17 protein-coding genes are annotated in these 19,389 nt (G+C 69.8%); 11 read left to right on the forward strand and 6 right to left on the reverse strand.

Translation table 11 applies throughout. The annotated features are described in order from the left end of the window. Window positions 1-52: 52 nt before the first annotated feature. The gene (locus OHA58_RS26280; RefSeq protein ID WP_382762968.1) at window positions 53-760 is read right to left on the reverse strand and encodes a class I SAM-dependent methyltransferase; all 708 of its coding nucleotides are present in this window, start codon (window positions 758-760) and stop codon (window positions 53-55) included. A gap of 83 nt (window positions 761-843) precedes the next feature. After that, complete coding sequence (locus OHA58_RS26285; protein WP_405481802.1) at window positions 844-1,470, reverse strand: DUF3043 domain-containing protein; 627 nt, start codon at window positions 1,468-1,470, stop codon at window positions 844-846. A gap of 272 nt (window positions 1,471-1,742) precedes the next feature. Between OHA58_RS26285 and OHA58_RS26290 the strand changes: the two genes are divergently transcribed. From OHA58_RS26290 to OHA58_RS26310, 5 genes are all read left to right on the forward strand, one after another. Further along, a complete protein-coding gene (locus tag OHA58_RS26290) occupies window positions 1,743-2,540 on the forward strand; it encodes a PspA/IM30 family protein (protein ID WP_405481804.1) in 798 nt (265 codons plus the stop codon). 21 nt (window positions 2,541-2,561) lie between these two features. Continuing rightward, window positions 2,562-2,840, forward strand: coding sequence for a PspA-associated protein PspAA (locus OHA58_RS26295; RefSeq protein ID WP_116502508.1), 279 nt, complete (start codon window positions 2,562-2,564; stop codon window positions 2,838-2,840). A gap of 130 nt (window positions 2,841-2,970) precedes the next feature. After that, complete coding sequence (locus OHA58_RS26300) at window positions 2,971-4,161, forward strand: sensor histidine kinase (protein ID WP_405485194.1); 1,191 nt, start codon at window positions 2,971-2,973, stop codon at window positions 4,159-4,161. After that, window positions 4,158-4,856 (forward strand): response regulator transcription factor, encoded by a 699-nt coding sequence (locus tag OHA58_RS26305; protein ID WP_100592148.1) that lies wholly within the window; start codon window positions 4,158-4,160, stop codon window positions 4,854-4,856. Before OHA58_RS26300 ends, OHA58_RS26305 begins: the two co-directional genes overlap by 4 nt. A gap of 186 nt (window positions 4,857-5,042) precedes the next feature. Beyond that, window positions 5,043-8,174, forward strand: coding sequence for an efflux RND transporter permease subunit (locus OHA58_RS26310; protein ID WP_405481806.1), 3,132 nt, complete (start codon window positions 5,043-5,045; stop codon window positions 8,172-8,174). 149 nt (window positions 8,175-8,323) lie between these two features. Here OHA58_RS26310 and nadA read toward each other — a convergent pair whose 3' ends face one another. Beyond that, entirely contained in the window at window positions 8,324-9,514 is a 1,191-nt protein-coding gene (nadA, locus tag OHA58_RS26315) for a quinolinate synthase NadA (protein ID WP_266669752.1), read from the reverse strand. Window positions 9,515-9,793: 279 nt separating this feature from the next. Here nadA and OHA58_RS26320 point away from each other — a divergent pair, with 279 nt between their 5' ends. Next, on the forward strand, window positions 9,794-10,150 hold the full coding sequence (locus OHA58_RS26320; RefSeq protein WP_100592151.1) for an iron-sulfur cluster assembly accessory protein: 357 nt from the start codon (window positions 9,794-9,796) through the stop codon (window positions 10,148-10,150). Window positions 10,151-10,225: 75 nt separating this feature from the next. Here the strand turns inward: OHA58_RS26320 and OHA58_RS26325 are convergent, their stop codons facing one another. Next, window positions 10,226-11,707 carry a hypothetical protein gene (locus OHA58_RS26325; protein ID WP_405481808.1) on the reverse strand — a complete coding sequence of 494 codons (1,482 nt, stop codon included), beginning with the start codon at window positions 11,705-11,707 and terminating at the stop codon, window positions 10,226-10,228. A gap of 131 nt (window positions 11,708-11,838) precedes the next feature. Then, on the reverse strand, window positions 11,839-12,051 hold the full coding sequence (locus OHA58_RS26330; protein ID WP_326713372.1) for a hypothetical protein: 213 nt from the start codon (window positions 12,049-12,051) through the stop codon (window positions 11,839-11,841). Window positions 12,052-12,184: 133 nt separating this feature from the next. On the opposite strand from OHA58_RS26330, the gene OHA58_RS26335 reads away from it, so the two are divergent. After that, on the forward strand, window positions 12,185-13,159 hold the full coding sequence (locus OHA58_RS26335) for a carbohydrate kinase family protein (protein ID WP_405481809.1): 975 nt from the start codon (window positions 12,185-12,187) through the stop codon (window positions 13,157-13,159). 5 nt (window positions 13,160-13,164) lie between these two features. On the opposite strand, the gene OHA58_RS26340 is transcribed toward OHA58_RS26335, so the two are convergent. Next, the gene (locus tag OHA58_RS26340; RefSeq protein WP_405481810.1) at window positions 13,165-14,553 is read right to left on the reverse strand and encodes a cysteine desulfurase/sulfurtransferase TusA family protein; all 1,389 of its coding nucleotides are present in this window, start codon (window positions 14,551-14,553) and stop codon (window positions 13,165-13,167) included. A 330-nt stretch (window positions 14,554-14,883) separates the two neighbouring features. On the opposite strand from OHA58_RS26340, the gene coxB reads away from it, so the two are divergent. The 4 genes from coxB (at window position 14,884) to OHA58_RS26360 (ending at window position 19,364) form a co-directional block, all read left to right on the forward strand. Continuing rightward, window positions 14,884-15,843, forward strand: a complete 960-nt coding sequence (coxB, locus tag OHA58_RS26345; protein WP_405481811.1) for a cytochrome c oxidase subunit II — start codon at window positions 14,884-14,886, stop codon at window positions 15,841-15,843. After that, window positions 15,840-17,576, forward strand: a complete 1,737-nt coding sequence (gene ctaD / locus OHA58_RS26350; protein ID WP_405481812.1) for a cytochrome c oxidase subunit I — start codon at window positions 15,840-15,842, stop codon at window positions 17,574-17,576. The genes coxB and ctaD overlap by 4 nt, the downstream gene beginning before the upstream one ends. Further along, window positions 17,573-17,971, forward strand: a complete 399-nt coding sequence (locus OHA58_RS26355; RefSeq protein WP_405481814.1) for a cytochrome c oxidase subunit 4 — start codon at window positions 17,573-17,575, stop codon at window positions 17,969-17,971. Before ctaD ends, OHA58_RS26355 begins: the two co-directional genes overlap by 4 nt. A gap of 133 nt (window positions 17,972-18,104) precedes the next feature. After that, window positions 18,105-19,364, forward strand: a complete 1,260-nt coding sequence (locus OHA58_RS26360; protein ID WP_405481815.1) for an Ig-like domain-containing protein — start codon at window positions 18,105-18,107, stop codon at window positions 19,362-19,364. Window positions 19,365-19,389: the final 25 nt, after the last annotated feature.

A 19,389-nucleotide genomic window follows, 5' to 3' on the forward strand; every position in this document is an offset into this window, starting at 1 on the left:
CGTTGTTCCTGCCTGCGGTAGACCGCCGAACAGGGGGCGCGCGCCGGGGCCGTCAGCCCCGCACGCCGCACAGGTGCAGCAGCGCCGCCACCCGGCGGTACGGCTCCGTGCGGCCCGCCCGCTCCTCCGCCGCGAGCAGCGTGTGGAACTCGCCGGGCGGCGGCACGGGCACGTCGTCCCCCGCCGTGTCCGTGAAGACCCGCACCCCGTACCAGGCGTGCAGCGGAGCCCCGATCCCGGCCAGCGTCGCGGTCAGCGCGTCGAGCCGGTCGGCCCGCACGTCGAGCCCGAGCCGGTTGCGGTACGAGAGCGTGTCGAAGGAGCCGAGCGCCGCCTGCCAGTCCCCGGCGAGGCCGGGCCGCATGGCGAGCGCGTCACCGTTGCGCACGAGGAGCGAGAGCAGGCCGCCGGGGGCCAGCATCCGCGCCAGGCCCGCGAGCAGGGCGTCGGGGTCCTCGACGTACATCAGGACCCCGTGGCACAGGACCACGTCGAAGCTGCCGGGCAGGAAGTGCACCCCGGTCTCCCGGCCGTCACCCTCCACGAGGCGTACCCGGCCGCGGATGCCCTCGGGCTCCTCGGCGAGTGCGGCCCGCGCGGCGGCGACCATCCCGGGATCCTGCTCGACCCCGGTCACCTGATGTCCGCCGCGCGCGAGGCGCAGGGCCTGCGTGCCCTGGCCCATGCCGACGTCGAGGATCCGCAGCCGCTGCCCGACGGGGTAGCGCGCGGCCAGCTGCTCGTCGAGCTGCCGGGCCACGAGCTCCTGGCGTACGGAATTGCGCAGACCGCTCAGCTTGCCGAGCCAGGACGCCGCGGCGCCGCCGGAGAAGGCCTCCGTGCTCAGGGCCGCTCCCCGCGCTTGACCTGGGGCTTGGGCAGACGGAGCCGGCGCATCTGGAGCGTGCGCATCAGGGCGTACGCGACGGCGCCCTTCTTCGGCTCGTTCGGGAACTTCTCGGCCAGGCGCTTCTTCAGGCGGAACGCCGTCACGGCCGAGTCGAGCACGATCAGCACGATCACGATGAGCCAGAGCAGCAGCGCGATGTTCTGGAGGCTCGAGATCCGGACCATGGTCATCACGAGGATGACCACCGCCAGGGGCAGGAAGAACTCGGCGATGCAGAAGCGCGAGTCGACGAAGTCGCGCGCGAACTTTCGCACCGGACCCTTGTCGCGGGCGGGAAGATAACGCTCGTCACCGCTGGCGAGCGCCTGGCGCTGCCTCTCCATCGCGGTGCGGCGCTCGTCGCGCTGCCGCTTCGACGCCTCCTTGCGGGTCGTCGGCGTATTGGCCACGCTGCGGCGCTGGGTCTGGGCCTGGCTGCGCTTCGGCGTGGGGCGGCCCTTGGGGGCCTGCGGGTCACGGGTCTGCGTGGAGTCGGTCACCGGCGCCTTGGCGGCCTGGGCCTTCTCGTCCTTGGATCGGCTACGGAACACAAAACCCAAGGGTACGTGGTGCCGGCGCATGGACCAGAGGCGAGTGGGGAACGATCCGGCAACACCCTGCGTCAGTGTTGCTGAGCGTTCCCGGCAGCTGCACCGCGTGCTCGTAGATCCGGCCTCCCCAGGGGGACACCTACTCCCTGTGCCGGAGCGGGACCGGACGCAGTCGTCCTTGGGGATGAGCGCATCCGCACCTGAACAGTGCGGTAATAGAGGCAGGACCCGTACTGTGGGTTCTGTCGCAGTGCTGGTGCTGGACGTCTGCTGGATCTGTCAGAAGGGGGCGCGCGAAGCCCATGAGCGGTGTCATGAAGCGTATGGGGATGATCTTCCGCGCGAAGGCGAACAAGGCCCTTGACCGGGCCGAGGACCCGCGCGAGACCCTCGATTACTCGTACCAGAAGCAGCTGGAGCTGCTCCAGAAGGTGCGCCGCGGCGTCGCCGACGTGGCGACCTCGCGCAAGCGCCTGGAACTGCAGCTCAACCAGCTCCAGACCCAGTCGTCCAAGCTGGAGGACCAGGGCCGCAAGGCGCTCGCGCTCGGCCGCGAGGACCTGGCCCGCGAGGCGCTCTCGCGCCGGGCGGCCCTCCAGCAGCAGGTCACCGACCTGGAGACGCAGCACCAGACCCTCCAGGGCGAGGAGGAGAAGCTCACCCTCGCGGCGCAGCGCCTCCAGGCCAAGGTCGACGCCTTCCGTACGAAGAAGGAGACGATCAAGGCGACGTACACCGCGGCCCAGGCGCAGACCCGGATCGGAGAGGCCTTCTCCGGCATCTCCGAGGAGATGGGCGACGTGGGCATGGCCATCCAGCGCGCCGAGGACAAGACGGCGCAGCTCCAGGCCCGGGCCGGCGCGATCGACGAGCTGCTTGCCTCCGGCGCCCTCGACGACCAGTCCGGCCTCGCCAAGGACGACATCCAGAGCGAGCTGGACCGCCTCTCCGGTGGTACGGATGTAGAGCTGGAACTCCAGCGGATGAAGGCCGAACTGTCGGGCGGCTCGTCCTCCTCGCAGCAGGCCATCGAGGGCGGTCAGGGCCAGCAGTCCGCGAACCAGCAGCCGCAGGACACACCGCGCTTCGACAAGCAGTAGTCCCACGCCGAGGAGGGCGTCATGATCGTACGGATCATGGGGGAGGGGCAGGTGGAGCTGGCCGACAGCCACTTCACCGAGCTCAACAAGCTCGACAACGAGCTCCTGGCCGAGATGGAGAACGGGGACGGCCCCGGTTTCCGCCGCACGCTCAACGCCCTGCTCGAAACGGTCCGCTCCGTCGGCACCCCGCTGCCCGACGCGTCACTCGAACCTTCGGAACTTATTCTTCCGTCCCCGGACGCGACCCTGGAAGAGGTCCGGGAGATGCTCAGCGACGACGGTCTGATCCCTGGCTGAGCCGCTGCCCCCAGTACGCGGCCCGTCGCGCGTACCGCTGATGGACGGGCCTGCCGCGCACGGACGAGGGGGCGATACCGTGACGCCGGTGACCCCCTTCGTACGCTGGGCCAGGACTCACCCCCGGGCCATGGACGCGGCCCTCGCGGCGGCGGTGCTGCTCTGCATGATCGCCGCCTCCTTCGCCGATCCGAACGGCGGCCGTGACGGCACCCCCACCTGGGGCACCCGCAGCCCCCAGGTCCTCAGCATCGTCCTCATGGTGCTCGGCGCGGCCGCCCTCGTCCTGCGCCGCCGCGCCCCCATGGCGGTCCTCGCGGCCACCTCCGCCGTCACCCTGGCCGAACTCGTCACCGGCGATCCCCGCGCGCCCGTCGCGATGAGCGCCGTCGTCGCGCTCTACACCGTCGCCGCCACCACCGACCGCCCCACCACGTGGCGCGTCGGCCTCGCCACCATGGCCGTCCTCACCGGCGCCGCCATGCTGGCCGGCCCCCTGCCCTGGTACGCGCAGGAGAACCTCGGCGTCTTCGCCTGGACCGGCATGGCCGCCGCGGCCGGGGACGCCGTGCGCAGCCGGCGCGCGTTCGTCGACGCGATCCGCGAGCGGGCCGAGCGGGCCGAGCGCACACGGGAGGAGGAGGCCCGGCGCCGGGTCGCCGAGGAGCGCCTGCGCATCGCCCGCGACCTTCACGACGTCGTCGCGCACCACATCGCCCTGGTCAACGTCCAGGCGGGCGTCGCCTCGCACGTCATGGACAAGCGCCCCGACCAGGCCAAGGAGGCCCTGTCGCACGTGCGCGAGGCGAGCCGCTCCGCGCTCAACGAACTCCGCGCCACGGTGGGCCTGTTGAGGCAGTCCGGCGACCCCGAGGCGCCCACCGAACCGGCACCGGGGCTCGACCGCCTCGAAGACCTCGTCGGCACGTTCCGCAACGCCGGCCTGCCCGTCGAGGTCGCCTGCGCCGACCGGGCCACCGGCCTGCAGGCCGCCGTCGACCTGGCCGCCTACCGCATCATCCAGGAGGCCCTGACCAATGTGCAGAAGCACGCGGGCGCCGAGGCCAAGGCCGAGGTCAGCGTCGTGCGCGTAGGCCCGAACATCGAGGTCACGATCCTCGACAACGGGCCCGGCACCGAGCAGCCCTCGCCCGACAGCGGCGGCCACGGCCTCCTCGGCATGCGCGAGCGCGTCGCCGCGATCGGCGGCAGCTGCTCGGCGGGACCGCGCTACGGGGGCGGGTTCCGCGTCCATGCGATCCTGCCCGTCCAGGCCCACGCCACCGCGGGCCTCGCCACGGACACGGGGGACGCTGGATGACCATCCGGGTACTGCTCGCCGACGACCAGGCCCTGCTGCGCAGCGCCTTCCGCGTCCTCGTGGACTCCGAACCCGACATGCTCGTCGTCGGCGAGGCCTCGGACGGCGCGGAGGCGGTCCGCCTCGCCAAGTCCGAGAAGGCCGACGTCGTCCTGATGGACATCCGGATGCCCGGCACCGACGGACTCGCCGCGACCCGTCTGATCAGCGCCGACCCCGAACTGGCACACGTACGCGTCGTGATGCTCACGACGTTCGAGGTCGACGAGTACGTCGTCCAGTCGCTGCGCGCGGGCGCCTCAGGCTTCCTCGGCAAGGGCGCCGAACCCGAGGAGCTGCTCGGCGCCGTGCGGATCGCCGCCGCGGGCGAGGCGCTCCTGTCGCCGGTCGCGACCAAGGGCCTGATCGCCAAGTTCCTCGCCCAGGGCGAGGGGTACGGCGACTGGGAGGACGGCGCGCGTCCCGGCGGCGCCCACGGCGAACGTCTGGCCGCGCTGACCACCCGCGAGCGCGAGGTCCTGGTCCAGGTCGCCGGCGGCCACTCGAACGACGAGATCGCGGAGCGCCTCCAGGTCAGCCCGCTCACGGTCAAGACCCATGTGAACCGCGCCATGGCCAAGCTCGGCGCCCGGGACCGTGCCCAACTCGTAGTAATCGCGTACGAATCGGGCCTGGTCCGTCCAAGGGTGGAGTGAGCCGGGGTCTCCGCGTACTACGGGCGCAGTATGCGGCGCATAAGAACGGGACCTGGGAGCGACGGATCCGCCCTCGCGCATGACTGAGGGTGTAGGGGGCCCCGCACGTGACTTCGGACGCACCCGCGTCCCCCGGACGCCCGGGGCCTCCTCCTGCCGCGCCTGCCACAGAGAGAGACCCACACCATGTCCTGGCTGTCGAGATTCAGCCTCGCTCAACGGGCCCTGATCGGGCTGATGTCGATCATCGCGATCGTCTTCGGCGCCATCGCGATACCCCAGCTCAAGCAGCAGCTGCTGCCCTCCATCGAACTGCCCATGGTGTCCGTCCTGGCCCCGTACCAGGGCGCGTCTCCCGACGTGGTCGAGAAGCAGGTCATCGAGCCGCTCGAGTCGTCCCTCGACTCGGTCGACGGCATCACCGGCATCACCTCCACGGCGAGCGAGGGCAACGCCGTGATCATGGCCCAGTTCGACTACGGCAACGGCTCCAAGCAGCTCGTCGCCGACGTCCAGCAGGCCGTGAACCGGGCCCGCGCCCAGCTCCCCGACGACGTCGACCCGCAGGTCGTCGCCGGCTCCACGGACGACATCCCGACCGTCGTCCTCGCCGTCACGTCCGACAAGGACCAGCAGGCGCTCGCCGACCAGCTCGACAAGACCGTCGTCCCGTCCCTCAAGGACATCGACGGCGTCGGCCAGGTCACCGTCGACGGTGTGCGCGACCTCCAGGTCACCGTCACCCCCGACGACAAGAAGCTCGCCGCGGCCGGCATCAGCCAGGCCGCGCTCGGCCAGTCCCTCCAGGCGGGCGGCGCGACCCTGCCCGCCGGCTCCTTCGACGAGGGCGGCAGCAACCGCACCGTCCAGGTCGGCGGCGGCTTCACCTCCCTGAAGCAGATCGAGGACCTGATGGTCACCGGCGAGGGCGTCAGGAAGCCCGTACGCCTCGGTGACGTCGCCAAGGTCGCGCAGCGGCCCGCGAAGGCCGACTCGATCACCCGTACCGACGGCAAGCCCAGCCTCGCGGTCATGGTCACCATGGACCACGACGGCAGCGCGGTCGCCATCTCCGACGCGGTCAAGGACAAGCTCCCCGACCTGCGCAAGGACCTCGGCACCGGCGCGAAGCTCACGGTCGTCAGCGACCAGGGCCCGGCCGTCTCCAAGTCCATCGACGGCCTGACGACGGAGGGCGCGCTCGGTCTTCTCTTCGCCGTCCTCGTCATCCTGGTGTTCCTGGCGTCGATCCGCTCGACCCTGGTCACCGCGGTCTCGATCCCGCTCTCGGTCGTCCTGGCCCTGATCGTCCTGTGGACCCGCGACCTCTCGCTCAACATGCTCACGCTCGGCGCGCTGACCATCGCGATCGGCCGCGTCGTGGACGACTCCATCGTCGTCCTGGAGAACATCAAGCGGCACCTCGGCTACGGCGAGGAGCGCCAGGAGGCGATCCTCAAGGCGGTCCGCGAGGTCGCGGGCGCCGTCACGTCGTCCACCCTGACCACCGTCGCCGTCTTCCTGCCCATCGGCCTGGTGGGCGGCATGGTCGGCGAGCTGTTCGGCTCGTTCTCGCTGACGGTCACGGCGGCCCTGCTGGCCTCGCTGATCGTCTCGCTCACCGTCGTCCCGGTCCTGTCGTACTGGTTCCTGCGCCCGCCCAAGGCGATCAAGGGCGTCGACCCGGAGGAGGCGCGCCGCAAGGCGGAGGAGAAGGAGGCGCGGTCCTGGCTCCAGCGGATCTACGTCCCCGTCCTGCGCTTCGCGACCCGTCGCCGTCTGACCAGCGTCCTCATCGCGGTCGTGGTCCTGGTCGGCACGTTCGGCATGGCCCCCATGCTGAAGACGAACTTCTTCGACCAGGGCGAGCAGGAAGTCCTGTCCATCAAGCAGGAGCTGAAACCGGGCACGAGCCTGGCGGCGACCGACGCCGCGGCGAAGAAGGTCGAGAAGCTGCTCGACGGCGTCGACTCGGTCAAGGACTACCAGGTCACCATCGGCTCGTCCGGCTTCATGGCGGCCTTCGGCGGCGGCACCGACACCAACCAGGCGTCGTACCAGGTGACGCTGGAGGACAAGGCGTCGTACGAGAAGACCCAGGACCGCATCGAGAAGGGTCTCGGTGAGCTCTCCGGGATCGGCCGCACCACCATCGCGGCCGGTGACGGCTTCGGCAGCCAGGACCTGAGCGTCGTGGTGAAGGCGGCCGACGGCCAGGTCCTGCGCAAGGCGGCCGACGAGGTCCGCGACGAGGTGGCCGAGCTCGACGGCGTCACGGACGTCACCAGCGACCTGTCGCAGTCGGTCCCGCGCATCTCGGTCAAGGCCAACTCCAAGGCCGCGGCCGCCGGGTTCAACGACACCACGCTCGGCGCGGCCGTCGGCCAGGCCGTGCGCGGCACGACCAGTGGCAAGGCGATCCTCGACGACACCGAGCGCGACGTCGTCGTGAAGTCGGCGAAGCCCGCCACGACCATGGACGAGCTCAAGAAGCTCCCGATGGGCCCCGGCGGTCTGAAGCTCGGCGACATCGCCACGGTGAAGCTGGTCGACGGGCCGGTCTCCATGACCCGGATCGACGGCGCCCGCGCCGCGACGATCACGGCCAGGCCGACCGGTGACAACACCGGCGCGGTCAGCGCCGACCTCCAGACGAAGATCAACGCGCTGAAGCTGCCCGCGGGCGCGAAGGCCACGATCGGCGGCGTCACGTCCGACCAGGACGACGCGTTCAAGAACCTCGGCCTCGCGATGCTGGCCGCGATCGCGATCGTGTTCATGCTCCTGGTCGCCACGTTCCGCTCGCTGGCGCAGCCGCTGATCCTGCTGGTCTCGATCCCGTTCGCGGCGACCGGCGCGATCGGCCTGCTCATCGCCACCGGCACCCCGATGGGTGTCCCGGCGATGATCGGCATGCTGATGCTCATCGGCATCGTGGTCACCAACGCGATCGTCCTGATCGACCTGATCAACCAGTACCGCAAGGAGGGCTACGGCACGATCGAGGCGGTCATCGAGGGCGGCCGCCACCGTCTGCGCCCGATCCTCATGACGGCCCTGGCGACGATCTTCGCCCTGCTCCCGATGGCGCTCGGCGTCACCGGCGAGGGCGGCTTCATCGCCCAGCCGCTCGCGGTGGTGGTGATCGGCGGTCTGATCACGTCGACGCTCCTGACGCTCCTCCTCGTCCCGACGCTCTACGCGATGCTGGAGCTCCGCAAGGAGCGGCGCCGCAAGAAGCGGGCCGCGAAGCGGGGTGAGGGTGCCGGGGCTGCGCCCCAGGCCCCGTCGCCTGAGCCGGAGCCTGCCGGCGTGTGACGGGTGCTTGAACGTCCAGAGCCCGGTGCGGACACCTGCGTGGTGTCCGCACCGGGCTCTTCGCCGTTGTGGGCGGGGGTGCGACGCCGGGTGCGGCTCGCGTCGTGGCTGGTCGCGCAGTTCCCCGCGCCCCTTCGGGGGCGCTTTGCCTACGGCAGCGCCAGCATCCGCTCCAGCGCCTGCTTCGCGAACTGCTCGGTCTCGCGGTCGACCTCGATCCGGTTGACCAGGTTGCCCTCGGCCAGGGACTCCAGGGTCCACACCAGGTGCGGCAGGTCGATGCGGTTCATCGTCGAGCAGAAGCAGACCGTCTTGTCGAGGAAGACGATCTCCTTGTCGGGGTGCGCGTTGGCGAGGCGCCGCACCAGGTTGAGCTCGGTGCCGATCGCCCACTTCGACCCGGCCGGGGCCGCGTCGAGGGCCTTGATGATGTACTCCGTCGAGCCGACCTCGTCCGCCGCGGCGACGACCTCGTGCTTGCACTCGGGGTGCACCAGGACGCGTACGCCCGGAATCCGCTCGCGCACGTCGTTCACCGAGTCGATCGAGAAGCGTCCGTGCACCGAGCAGTGCCCGCGCCACAGGATCATCTTCGCGTTCCGCAGCTCCTCGGCGGTCAGGCCGCCGTTCGGCTTGTGCGGGTTGTACAGGACGCAGTCCTCCAGGGACATCCCCATGTCCCGCACGGCGGTGTTGCGCCCGAGGTGCTGGTCCGGCAGGAAGAGCACCTTCTCCCCCTGCTCGAAGGCCCAGTCCAGCGCCCGCTTGGCGTTGGACGACGTGCAGATCGTGCCGCCGTGCTTGCCGGTGAAGGCCTTGATGTCGGCGGAGGAGTTCATGTACGAGACGGGCACGACCTGCTCGGCGATGCCGGCCTCTGTCAGCACGTCCCAGCACTCGGCGACCTGCTCGGCGGTGGCCATGTCGGCCATGGAGCACCCGGCTGCCAGGTCGGGCAGGACCACCTTCTGGTCGTCGCCGGTGAGGATGTCGGCGGACTCGGCCATGAAGTGCACACCGCAGAAGACGATGTACTCGGCCTCCGGCCGGGCGGCCGCGTCGCGGGCGAGCTTGAAGGAGTCGCCGGTGACGTCCGCGAACTGGATGACCTCGTCGCGCTGGTAGTGGTGGCCGAGCACGAAGACCTTGTCCCCGAGCTTCTCCTTGGCCGCGCGGGCGCGCTCCACCAGGTCCGGGTCGGACGGGGAGGGCAGGTCTCCGGGACACTCGACACCGCGCTCGCTCCGCGGGTCGGCCTCGCGGCCGAGCAGCAGGAGCGCCAGCGGAGTCGGCTGAACGTCCAGGTCAACGGGGGTCTGGGCCGTGGTCACGTCACGCACCCTTTCTTGTTATGACATTCTTGCGGCGAGGCTTCTCGTCGAAATGACGCTATCTATCATAACTGCTTCACGTCAGAATGACGATGGCCATCGTGTCGATGTGACGCAATCCGCGTGGACCGGCCTGTGCCTTGCGTGCTCGGGGTGTGCGAGCATGAAAGGGCAAGGAAGCCGAACTCGCCGAGAGGCGAAACACGAGCGCCAGGGCCGGAATGAATCCGCGGCCCCGCCGGTTGGAACGTCGGCAAGCAGTCTCCGTACAACCCTGGAGAGAAGCAGATGTCCGTATCGGACGAGACCACCACCGTGAGCGACGGCATCCTCCTGTCCGACGCCGCCGCGGCCAAGGTCAAGGCCCTCCTTGACCAGGAAGGGCGCGACGACCTGGCGCTGCGCGTCGCCGTACAGCCCGGAGGCTGCTCCGGCCTGCGTTACCAGCTCTTCTTCGACGAGCGCTCCCTCGACGGGGACGTCGTGAAGGACTTCGGTGGCGTCAAGGTCGTCACCGACCGCATGAGCGCCCCGTACCTGGGCGGCGCCTCCGTCGACTTCGTCGACACCATCGAGAAGCAGGGCTTCACGATCGACAACCCGAACGCCACGGGCTCCTGCGCCTGCGGCGACTCGTTCAGCTAAGCCTGAACCCGTAGACACACGAAGCGGCGGTTCCCTGCTCGAGGGGGAACCGCCGCTTCGTGTTTCGTTACGGGGTCAGCCCTGCGGCGCCGGCTCCTGCCCCCTCTTGCCGTCCGCGTGCGGCACGGCCCTGTCGTTCGAGTCCACGACCTTGCGGCCGTCCAGCGGCTCGTCCAGTGTCACCGGCAGCGTGTAGAACCTCGCCATCGCGATGCAGACCGTGCCCTTCTTCTGCGTCTCCGTGACCTTCAGGGCGACCTTGCCGTCCTTCTCTGTCGCCGAGGCCGTGTAGGTGCTGCACACGCCGCCCGTGAAGTGCGCCGTCAGCGTCCGCCCGTCCACCGTGTAGCCGTCGGGGCGCACGTCGCGGGTGTCGGTCCCCGGGTCGCCGGGCCTGACGCTCGGCCGCGGGCTCGGCTTGTCGTTCGGCCCCGGCGCGTGCGGCGACGTCAGGAACTTCGGGTCCACCGCGGGATGCGTCACCGTGAAGGCCGCCTGCCCGCCCTGCGGCTTCACCTGGAACAGCCACGACGGTACGAGAATCTGCCGCCCCTGCGCGAACTGCACCGCGAGCCCGAACGTGGCCCCCGTGACATGGACGGGCTCCGCCGCGGGCAGCTTCGTCGGCGCCTTGCACGGCGCCTCGTCCCGCTCCCTCACCGGCACCGGGCTCGCGCAGCCGCCGATACCGACGCGACCGGCCCCGACAGCCGCGGAGTTGAGCAGATCGAGCGTCCTCTGCGCGCTGATCACGGGGTACGTGTCACCCTTGACCGGCTTCTTCAACTGGCCGCTGCCGCCGACCACTTGACCGTCCGAGCCGACCTGCACGCCCGTGGTCCAGCCGTACGTGGGCAGCTCGCCCACGCGCGGCTCCGCGTTCACCACCCGTACCGCGCCCATCAGTTGGCGCGCGTCGAGCTTCGCGTCGTCCTGGCCGAGCGCCTTGAGCACCGGAGCGGCCGCCTTCTTCGCGGCGTCCTCGCTCACGGCGTCCTTGGTGCTGCCGTTCCCCGGCGCCTCGGTGCACTGGGTGGGGCTCGCGCACTTGTGTCCCGCGGACGGTGCGTAGCGCGAGTACGTCCAGGCGCCGGGTGCCCGCGCGGTCACCTGGAGCGAGGGGCCCGAGCCGTCCTTCGCCGGGCCCACCTTCCAGGCGCCGTTCTCCAGGCGCGGGGTGCCCTGCGCGTCGAGCGTCCTGGCGAGCGCGGCGACATCGGCCGCGGTCACCTTGCCCTCGCTCCGGTAGACGGGGGCGTCGCCGGGGCCCGTGGGGAGCTTGCCGTCGGCCCGGTAACGGGTGCCGTTCGGGTCGGGCTCGCCCGGCGCGATTCCCGAGGTGGAGCCCGTGCCGCCCTCCCGGTAGCCGTCCAGGGCCAGCGGCGGGGGAGTGGAGCCGTCGCCGGCCGCCGGAGTCCCGCCGTGGCCGTCGCCGCCGGTCGAGGTCGCCGCGAAATACGCGCCACCGCCACCGACGAGGAGTACCGCTGCCGCGACCGAGGCGACGGCCAGCGGGGACCGCCCCCGGTGTCGATCCTGCGTCTGCTCGGTGCTCACCGCATCGCTCCTTCAGCTGCCGCGTCGTACGCCGTATCCCCTATACGGGGGACAGCGATGGGACGCGGCGGGGGAGCGTGCGGTTCCCTCCTCGCTCCCCAGGGCCCGCGCGGGCCCCTCTCTGGTCCCCTCTAGTCCCCGTACTCGGACATCGAGTCGATGAGCCGCGCGGACTTGGAGGGCACGACGACGCCGTGGGGGAGGGAGGGGGCGACGGGAGTCTGCTTGTCCTTGGCGGGGGCCGTCCAGTGCGGGGCCATTCGGGCGCAGTCGCCGCGCAGGGACGCGAGGCCGCCTTCGAGGTCGAGCGGTGCGGACGCGGTGCGGACCTTGAGGTTCGTCATAAAGGAACGCTATGCAGGTCCGGCCCCGCGAAGAAAGCCCTACTATCGGGTAGTTTTGCCACTTCAGTCGGACGGACGCGACCCGGTAGCGTAAAGCGTCAACCCCCTCCGCTCAGGAAGACGTGACCACGCCGTGCGTATCGCAGTCACCGGCTCCATCGCCACCGACCACCTCATGACCTTCCCCGGCCGCTTCGCCGACCAGCTGGTCGCGGATCAGCTGCACACGGTCTCCCTCTCCTTCCTCGTCGACAACCTCGACGTCCGCCGGGGCGGTGTCGGCGCGAACATCGCGTTCGGCATGGGGCAGCTCGGCACGGACCCGATCCTGGTCGGCGCCGCGGGCTCCGACTTCGACGAGTACCGCGCCTGGCTCGACCGGCACGGCGTGGACACCGACTCCGTCCGCATCTCCGAGGTCCTGCACACGGCCCGCTTCGTCTGCACCACGGACGCCGACCACAACCAGATCGGCTCCTTCTACACGGGCGCCATGAGCGAGGCCCGCCTCATCGAGCTGCAGGCCGTCGCCGAGCGCGTCGGCGGCCTCGACCTGGTGCTGATCGGCGCGGACGACCCGGAGGGCATGCTCCGCCACACGGAGGAGTGCCGCTCGCGCTCCATCCCGTTCGCCGCGGACTTCTCGCAGCAGATCGCCCGGATGAACGGCGACGAGATCCGCACGCTCCTGGACGGCGCGACGTACCTCTTCTCGAACGAGTACGAGAAGGGCCTCATCGAGAGCAAGACCGGCTGGACCGACGAGGAGATCCTCGGCAAGGTCGGCCACCGCGTCACGACCCTCGGCTCGCGCGGCGTCCGCATCGAGAGCGTCGGCGAGGACCCGATCGAGGTCGGCTGCGCCGAGGAGGAGGCCAAGGTCGACCCGACCGGCGTCGGCGACGCGTTCCGCGCGGGCTTCCTGTCCGGCCTGGCCTGGGGCGTCGGCCATGAGCGCGCCGCCCAGGTCGGCTGCATGCTCGCCACGCTGGTCATCGAGACCCTCGGCACGCAGGAGTACCAGCTGCGCCGCGGCCACTTCATGGACCGCTTCACCAAGGCGTACGGCCACGAGGCCGCGGCCGAGGTCAAGCAGCACCTGAAGTAGTCCCGTCAGGAGAGCCGGCGGACCACATAGGCGGCACCGCGCTCCGCCGGCTCCTCCCCGACGTACTCCTGGCTCCGCATCTCGCACCACGCCGGGATGTCGAGCCGCGCCGCCTCGTCGTCGGCGAGCACGGTCACGGTCCCGCCCACCGGCACGTCCCCGATCACCTTCGCCAGCTCGATGACGGGGATCGGGCACCGCTTGCCGAGCGCGTCGACCACGAGAGAGGGCGCACTCGCCGGCGCGGGGGCGGGCGCGGTCACGGCCGTCGCCCCCAGCCGCTCCCGTACCGACGCCACCGTCCCCGGCAGCACCCCGAGGAACCGCTCGACGTCGTCCCCGGCCGTCCCGAGCGGCAGCGACACCCGTACGTTCCCCTCGCTCAGCACCCCCATCGCCTTGAGCACATGGCTCGGCGTCAGCGTGCTGCTCGTGCACGACGATCCGGACGAAACAGAAAAACCGGCCCGGTCCAGCTCGTGCAGCAGAGTCTCTCCGTCGACATAGAGACAGGAGAAGGTCACCACGTGCGGCAGCCGCCGCACCGGGTCGCCCACCACCTCGACATCGGGCACGAGCCCCGGCACCCGGGCCCGGATCCTCTCCGTCAACTCCCGCAGCCGCGCGTCCTCCTCGGCGGCCTCGGCCCGCACCGCCCGCAGCGAGGCCGCCGCCGCCACGACGGCCGGAATGTTCTCGAACCCGGCCGCCCGCCCCGACTCCCGCTCGTCGGCCGGGCCTTGGGCCGCGAACCGCACCCCCTTGCGCACGACGAGCAGCCCGACGCCCGCCGGGCCGCCCCACTTGTGCGCGCTGCCCGCGAGCAGCGACCAGTCGCCCTCGACCGGCCCCCACGCGAGCGACTGCGCCGCGTCCACGAGCAGCGGCACCCCGGCGGCCCGGCACGCCGCGGCGACCTCGGCCACCGGCTGCACCGTCCCCACCTCGTGGTTGGCGGACTGGAGACAGGCGAGCGCCGTGTCCTCCCTGAGCGCATCGGCGTACGCGCCGGGGGAGACGGAACCGGCCCGGTCCACGCCCACCTCGGTCACCGAACCGCCGTCCGCCTCCAGCGCGGCAGCCGAATGGAGTACCGAGGAGTGCTCGACCGCGGAAACCACCAGATGCCGGCCGACACGCCGCCGTCCCGCGAGCGCGCCGGAGATTCCCGCATGCACGGCACGCGTCCCCGAAGGGGTGAAAACAAGCTCATCCGGGCGGCAGCCCACGGCGTCCGCGGCGGCCTCACGGGCCGCGTCAAGGAGCAGCCGGGCCCGCCTCCCCTCGCGGTAGAGCCGGGCGGGGTCGGCCCACCCCTCGTCCAGCGAGGCGAGCAGCGCCTGCCGGGCCACGGGGTGCAGGGGAGCGGAGGAGGCAGCGTCGAAGTAGGACACACCGCAACGGTAAAGCCCCGGGTGGGCGCGGCGTCGGGCCAGGGCGCGGAGAACGGCGCGACCCGCCGCCCGGAGCGCGCACCCGTCGGACCGCCCGCGCCCGTCGGACATCCCCCCGATCCCCCGTCAGATCCCCCCGGAACAGCAAGTTCCACCCCTTCTGAGTGACCCGCGGCGCGTTAGGCACCCTCCCCGCGCGACCCCAAATAGCGTCCAGTAGGGTTTGGTCCGCATAAACATCCAAACCCCTGCCCGTGTGCCAGGGCGGCGAGCGACCAGCGAGACGGCCGTAGCCAACCAGCGCGGGCGAGACTCTCGGGAAGGCGCTACGTGAGTCCCAACGGCTCCGACCGCTCGTCGCGGCGCCCGATGCGGCGGAAGCTGCCGCAGGTGCTGACTGCGGGCCTGATCCTGGTAACCGCTACTGGTTGCACATACAAGGACTTCCCTCGTCTTGGTATGCCGACCCCGGTTACGGAAGAAGGTCCCAGGATCCTCTCCCTCTGGCAGGGCTCGTGGGCGGCAGCGCTCGCCACGGGCGTCCTTGTCTGGGGCCTGATCCTGTGGAGCATCATCTTCCACCGGCGCAGCCGCACCAAGATCGAGGTACCAACGCAGACGCGGTACAACATGCCGCTAGAGGCGCTGTACACGGTTGTACCGCTCATCATCGTCTCGGTCCTCTTCTACTTCACGGCACGAGACGAGTCGAAGCTCCTCAACCTCGACGACAAGCCGGCCCACACCGTCAACGTGGTCGGCTATCAGTGGAGCTGGGGCTTCAACTACGTCGAGAACGTGCCCGGCTCCACGGGTGACGCGAAGACCTCGAAGGAACTGGCCGGCATTCCGGACCGCTTCATCGAGGACTTCCCGGCGAACGCCGGCGGCGTCTACGAGGCCGGTACGCCGGCATCGGTGAACCCGCAGACGAAGAACCCCGGCCCCACCCTCTGGCTCCCCAAGGGCGAGAAGGTCCGGTTCGTCCTCACCTCGCGCGACGTCATCCATGACTTCTGGGTGGTGCCGTTCCTGATGAAGCAGGACGTCATTCCGGGCCACACCAACGCCTTCGAGGTGACTCCCAACCGGGAGGGCACCTTCCTGGGCAAGTGCGCCGAGCTCTGCGGCGTCGACCACTCGCGCATGCTGTTCAACGTGAAGGTCGTCTCTCCTGAGCGCTACCAGCAGCACCTCAAGGACCTCGCGAAGAAGGGGCAGACCGGTTACATCCCGTCCGGCATCGCGCAGACGAGCCACGAGAAGAACCGGGAGACGAACAACCTGTGAGCATCCTCAACGAACCCCAGGGTGCCGCCGCAGCTGAAGACTCGTACGAGAACGAGCTGCCGGTCAGGCGCAAGCAGCCGGGGAATGTCGTCGTCAAGTGGCTGACCACCACTGACCACAAGACGATCGGCACGCTCTACCTGGTCACGTCGTTCGCGTTCTTCTGCATCGGCGGACTCATGGCGCTCTTCATGCGCGCCGAGCTCGCTCGTCCCGGCAACCAGATCATGTCGAACGAGCAGTTCAACCAGGCGTTCACGATGCACGGCACGATCATGCTGCTGATGTTCGCGACGCCGCTGTTCGCCGGATTCGCGAACTGGATCATGCCGCTGCAGATCGGCGCGCCCGACGTGGCGTTCCCGCGGCTGAACATGTTCGCGTACTGGCTGTACCTCTTCGGCTCGCTCATCGCGGTCGGCGGCTTCCTCACCCCGCAGGGTGCGGCCGACTTCGGCTGGTTCGCCTACAGCCCGCTCTCGGACGCCGTCCGCTCGCCGGGCATCGGCGCCGACATGTGGATCATGGGTCTGGCCTTCTCCGGCTTCGGCACGATCCTCGGCTCGGTCAACTTCATCACCACGATCATCTGCATGCGCGCACCCGGCATGACGATGTTCCGTATGCCGATCTTCGTGTGGAACGTGCTGCTGACCGGTGTGCTGGTCCTGCTGGCCTTCCCGGTCCTGGCCGCCGCGCTGTTCGCCCTGGAGGCGGACCGCAAGTTCGGTGCTCATGTGTTCGACGCCAGTAATGGCGGCGCCTTGCTATGGCAACACCTCTTCTGGTTCTTCGGCCATCCAGAGGTGTACATCATCGCGTTGCCATTCTTCGGAATCATTTCCGAAGTGATCCCGGTGTTCTCGAGAAAGCCGATGTTCGGCTACTCGGGTCTGATCGGCGCGACCATCGCGATCGCGGGTCTCTCCGTGACCGTGTGGGCGCACCACATGTACGTCACCGGCGGCGTGCTGTTGCCGTTCTTCTCCTTCATGACGTTCCTCATCGCCGTACCAACGGGCGTGAAGTTCTTCAACTGGATCGGCACGATGTGGAAGGGCTCACTGTCCTTCGAGACACCGATGCTCTGGACGATCGGCTTCCTGATCACCTTCGTCTTCGGTGGTCTGACCGGCGTCATCCTGGCGGCCCCGCCGCTGGACTTCCACGTCTCGGACTCGTACTTCGTCGTCGCGCACTTCCACTACGTCGTCTTCGGCACCGTGGTCTTCGCGATGTTCGCCGGGTTCCACTTCTGGTGGCCGAAGTTCACGGGCAAGATGCTCGACGAGCGGCTCGGCAAGATCACGTTCTGGACGCTGTTCATCGGCTTCCACGGCACGTTCCTGGTGCAGCACTGGCTGGGCGTCGAGGGCATGCCGCGTCGTTACGCGGACTACCTCGCGGCCGACGGCTTCACCGCGCTGAACACGATCTCGACGATCTCCTCGTTCCTGCTCGGTCTGTCGATCCTGCCGTTCTTCTACAACGTGTGGAAGACCGCCAAGTACGGCAAGAAGGTCGAGGTCGACGACCCGTGGGGCTACGGCCGTTCGCTCGAATGGGCGACGTCCTGCCCGCCGCCGCGGCACAACTTCCTCACCCTGCCGCGCATTCGCAGTGAATCGCCGGCGTTCGACCTGCACCACCCGGAGATCGCCGCGATGGACCAGCTCCAGAACGGTGGCCACGGGGGCCAGGCTCTCTCCGGTGGCAAGGAGGCCGGCAAGTGAAGGTCCAAGGCAAGATGTTCATCTGGCTGAGCGTCTTCGTGCTCGCCATGGCGATCGTCTACGGCGTGTGGTCGAAGGAGCCCGCCGGAACCACGGCGCTCTTCCTGGCCTTCGGCCTGTGCATCATGGTCGGCTACTACCTGGCCTTCACGGCCCGGCGGCTCGACACGGGTGCGCAGGACAACAAGGAGGCCGATGTCGCGGACGACGCCGGTGAGGTGGGCTTCTTCAGCCCGCACAGCTGGCAGCCGCTCGCCCTGGCCATCGGTGGTGCGCTCGGTTTCATGGGCGTCATCTTCGGCTGGTGGCTGATGTACTTCTCGGCCCCGATGATCCTGATCGGCCTGTGGGGCTGGGTCTTCGAGTACTACCGCGGCGAGAACCGGACCCAGTAGGGACCGGCCGACGCCGAAGGGCCCGGACATTCCTGACGGAGTGTCCGGGCCCTTTCCCATGCCCCGCACCAGCCGTGCCTCGGACGGCCCAATCGACGCGCCGCGAGCGGCCAGGGTTCATACCGTGTTGCTCATGAACCACTCACCGAGAATTCGCACGGTAATGGGCTGCACTCTGCTGGTGACCGCACTCGGTGCGAGCGTCACGGCCTGCGGCAGCTCCAGTCACCCGCTCGCCGCAAAGCCGTACGACGCGGCGGGCGAGATCAGCTTCAACGGGGAGTCCGGGGGCAAGAAGGCCGACCCGAACAAGCCCATAGAGATCACCTCGGAGGGCGACGAAGCACGCATCACCGATGTCACTGCCACCGATTCCATAGGCCGCTATGTCGCGGGCGAACTGTCCGCCGACGGCAGCAGGTGGCACAGCACCGCCCCGCTCGCCGCTGACGCCCACTACACGGTGCGCGTGAGCACCGAGGACGAAGACGGCGCGCCGGGCAGCAAGGTCCTCACCTTCGACACGGGCCACCCGGGCAAGAACAAGGCCCTGAAGGTCACCTTCGGCCCCGAGGCCGGAAAGTACGGCGTCGGACAGCCCGTCACCGCCGTACTCAGCGCCGCCGTGAAGGACAAGGCCGCACGGGCCGTCGTCGAGAGGGCCCTGAAGGTCGAGTCGGAGCCTGCCGTGGCGGGCTCCTGGACCTGGGTGGACGACAAGACGCTGCACTACCGCCCCGAGGAGTACTGGCCCGCAGGCGCCACCGTGGAGGCGCACAGCACCCTCAAGGGCATAAAGGTCGGCGACCGCCTCTGGGGCGGCGCCTCCAAGCCCCTGCGCCTCACCATCGGCGACCGAATAGAAGCCATAACCGACGCCGGCTCGCACTCGATGAAGGTCTACCGCAACGGCCGCGTGATCAACACGATCCCCGTCACCACCGGCAAGCCCGGCTTCGAGACCCGCAACGGCGTCAAGGTCGTACTCGGCAAGGAACGCTTCGTACGCATGCGCAGCACCAGCATCGGCATCGCCGAGGGCTCGTCGGACTCGTACGACATGGACGTGTACTTCGCGACCCGGGTGACCTGGAGCGGCGAATACGTGCACGCCGCCCCCTGGTCCGCGGGCTCGCAGGGATACGCCAACGTCAGCCACGGCTGCACCGGCATGAGCACCAGCAACGCCGAGTGGTTCTTCAACACCGTACGCACCGGCGACATCGTGAAGGTCATCAACAGCAACGGCGCGCAAATGGACCCGTTCGGCAACGGCTTCGGCGACTGGAACCTCAGCTGGAAGAACTGGGAGAAGGGCAGCGCCATACAGGCGGTCGCAACGGACGGCGGCCGGAGCGGCGTTCAGGCGGCCCGGCTGAGCCCCGAGGTGTGAGACTTCTGACTCCGGACCACGCACG

The sequence above is a fragment of the Streptomyces sp. NBC_00009 genome, from assembly GCF_045040855.1.
Classification (GTDB): domain Bacteria; phylum Actinomycetota; class Actinomycetes; order Streptomycetales; family Streptomycetaceae; genus Streptomyces; species Streptomyces aureus.